This is a genomic window from Microbispora sp. ZYX-F-249, assembly GCF_039649665.1.
Classification (GTDB): domain Bacteria; phylum Actinomycetota; class Actinomycetes; order Streptosporangiales; family Streptosporangiaceae; genus Microbispora; species Microbispora maris.
On sequence record NZ_JBDJAW010000112.1, the window covers coordinates 1 to 2,505 of the forward strand.

5 protein-coding genes are annotated in these 2,505 nt (G+C 68.3%); 2 read left to right on the forward strand and 3 right to left on the reverse strand.

The annotated features are described in order from the left end of the window. Nucleotides 1-79: 79 nt before the first annotated feature. The gene (locus tag AAH991_RS39910; RefSeq protein ID WP_346231155.1) at nucleotides 80-304 is read right to left on the reverse strand and encodes a hypothetical protein; all 225 of its coding nucleotides are present in this window, start codon (nucleotides 302-304) and stop codon (nucleotides 80-82) included. Nucleotides 305-419: 115 nt separating this feature from the next. Between AAH991_RS39910 and AAH991_RS39915 the strand changes: the two genes are divergently transcribed. Continuing rightward, complete coding sequence (locus tag AAH991_RS39915; protein WP_346231156.1) at nucleotides 420-611, forward strand: hypothetical protein; 192 nt, start codon at nucleotides 420-422, stop codon at nucleotides 609-611. 125 nt (nucleotides 612-736) lie between these two features. Here the strand turns inward: AAH991_RS39915 and AAH991_RS39920 are convergent, their stop codons facing one another. Further along, nucleotides 737-1,195 (reverse strand): single-stranded DNA-binding protein, encoded by a 459-nt coding sequence (locus AAH991_RS39920; RefSeq protein ID WP_346231157.1) that lies wholly within the window; start codon nucleotides 1,193-1,195, stop codon nucleotides 737-739. 640 nt (nucleotides 1,196-1,835) lie between these two features. Between AAH991_RS39920 and AAH991_RS39925 the strand changes: the two genes are divergently transcribed. Next, complete coding sequence (locus AAH991_RS39925; protein ID WP_346231159.1) at nucleotides 1,836-2,048, forward strand: DUF6247 family protein; 213 nt, start codon at nucleotides 1,836-1,838, stop codon at nucleotides 2,046-2,048. 40 nt (nucleotides 2,049-2,088) lie between these two features. Here AAH991_RS39925 and AAH991_RS39930 read toward each other — a convergent pair whose 3' ends face one another. Then, entirely contained in the window at nucleotides 2,089-2,346 is a 258-nt protein-coding gene (locus tag AAH991_RS39930; protein WP_346231158.1) for a hypothetical protein, read from the reverse strand. Nucleotides 2,347-2,505: the final 159 nt, after the last annotated feature.

Sequence of the window (2,505 nt, forward strand, 5' to 3'; positions counted from 1 at the left end):
GACCGACGCTCAGGATTTAAAGATCATCCCGTGGGGGCTTTTGGGCCACCTTGGCCGGGCCCCATTCGGCGAACAACGCTCATCCCTCCGGGTCGAGGCCGACATAGGCGCGGCAATCCGTGCGCGTCGCCGGCAGGTTCCAGCCCCGCATGATCCCGAGGAAGTCGGCCCAGCACCAGGTCGCCGCATTGAGTTCGGCCAGGGCGTGTACGGTCCGCCGCTGGAGTTCGGTCAGCTTCTCGAACGCGGGCAGCCGACGATGGACGCCGTGGGGGAACGCCAGCCGCAGCGCGGCGGTCGCCATGGGAAACGCCGCCGTTTCCGCGCTCTGCGGCCAGGCGCCGGTTGCCCTTGGTCACCCAGAACCGGTAACCCTCCTCCCTCTCACCTCGCGGGTGGTCGTCGGGGATCGGAACGACGTGGACGGCGACCTGCTGCTCGGCGGCCAGCGATCGGCAGAACGCCTCGTCCAGCGCGTAGTCGGCCCGGACGTTCCCGGGGTGATGATCGAGCAGGTGCAGGGGGATCCGGGCGAGGCGAACATTGCTGGCCTCGCGCAGACCGTTCTCCCAGTCGGCTGTTGCAGGCATACGAGCTCCTTGTTTGTGTAGCGGGACAGGAACAGGAGGAGAAGGGCCGATGGCGTGCCGTCTCGGCACGCCGCGGCGCGACGGCGTCCGTACTCATGACGAGAGTGCGGGCGGCCTCGGTGCAGGACCGCCCGCAACAGATCAGGTCAGGCGGCCAGCGGGGCGGCCGGCCCGTCCACGGCCGCGGAGTCGCCCTGGGCCAGACGCCGGGGCGCGGCGGCGACCGGCCATGCGGCGGACTCCTCCCGCACCGGGCTGTAGCGGGTGGCCAGCCCCAGATCGGTGACGATCACCTTGACCGCCGCCCGCACGACCGGCTTGCCCTCGCGGTTCTTGGTCTCGTAAGTGCGGGGAATCAGGTCACAACCCCGGGCCATGACCAGGTGGCCCTTGCGGTAGGACTCATGCGCGCGGATCGCGGCGACCCCGTAGACGACGACCTCCACCTGACGCGTGGGCACGTAGGTCGAGCCGCCCCGGCGCGGGGTCGGCGGCCCGTTGACCTCCAGCACCGCCGACCACATGGCCGGCGCCTCGTGATCGGAGGCGAAAAAGCGCGGATCGTACGCGATCCTACCGGTCAAGCTGATGTGGATGTCGAGCACGGGTCCTCCCCCTCATCGGCGGCCCCCGGGCGGGGCCTGGTGTCTGGGCCGGGGGGAGCCGCCCTGCGGCGGCGTCCCCGTTCCGGCGAGGAGCGGACGTCGCGACGGCGTGACCGGAGCTGCAACCCGGGTGGTGGCGGGATTTCAAGATGTTTTGCGCAGCAAAAAATCTTGAAATCCCGCCACTCGCCCACCGCGGCCGCGGTGAAACGCGGGCGAGAACCCGGGTTGCGGCGACGGGCTAAGCCGGCGCATAGTCAGCCGCCGGAACAGGGTGACGCCGCAGGCGTGACCACGCTGGATAGGCGCCGCCAACTGGAGCGAAGACCGAGGAGGGAGAAGCTCCGCAACGACATATCGGCGTCTGTGAGGCCGCCGGGCTTCCGTCTGACCGGCCCGCTCCTCCACCGGTTTCGGGCCCGGCTGCGGATCTCGCTCACGTCGTCCGACGCCCTGCCAGCCCCTGAGCGGATTTCCATCGAGGGGATCGTCCCGGCTCTGTACGCTCTGTACGCGGGGAAGGAAGCAGGCGTGACTGTGCAGCCACACGGCTTCGTGCCAAGTCAGGCGCCGTTGCTGGACAAGAACCTGCGAGCGTGCACTGGTCATATCCAAAGACCGCGAGGCCTTCGACGGCGGGCTGAAGGCGGTTCTCGACGAAGTGCGGGGCAGCCTCGACCTTGCGCCACTGAACGCGTTCGTTCACCGGTGGTGGATCTCCGCCTGTGATTCAGCACGGGACCCGAGGGGCGGCGGCAGATGCACAGCCGGGCCGAACAGGTGCTGGCCAGAGGACGACGCCCCGAGGGCAAGCCATGGCGCGAAGTCCTCGCCGCTCGTGGAAGCGACGTAGCAGGTGGAAGCTCTCGTCGGCCCGGTCGCCGAAGAGCAGGTCAGCCGGCCCAGAGGATGTCGATGACACGCAGGGACTGCGTTTCCTCATCAAGGAGAAACGTCAGCATCCCCTGGCTGTTATCCCCGAAAAAGGCATGTCTCACCGCGGACTGCCCGGGACGCTCTGCAACCGCATCCCATGGGTCGCGGAGGAGTTCGATGAGCCGCTCCAGGAGAGGGCCGTCGCGGATCTCCTGAGGAAGACCGTTCAGCTCATATAGAGCACGTCCGTGGAAACCATCGAACTTGTAGCTCACACCCGGCCTTCCCACTCGGGTGGGGTGTAGCGAGTGAACATCTCGGTACGCTCCTGAAGGGCGTCCTGGACGGCCTCCTCATAACCGGGGCGAGCGTAGGCGATCGCACGCAGCCGCCACTGACGCAACAGCGTCTGCACCTGCTTAAAGCGGGCCAGG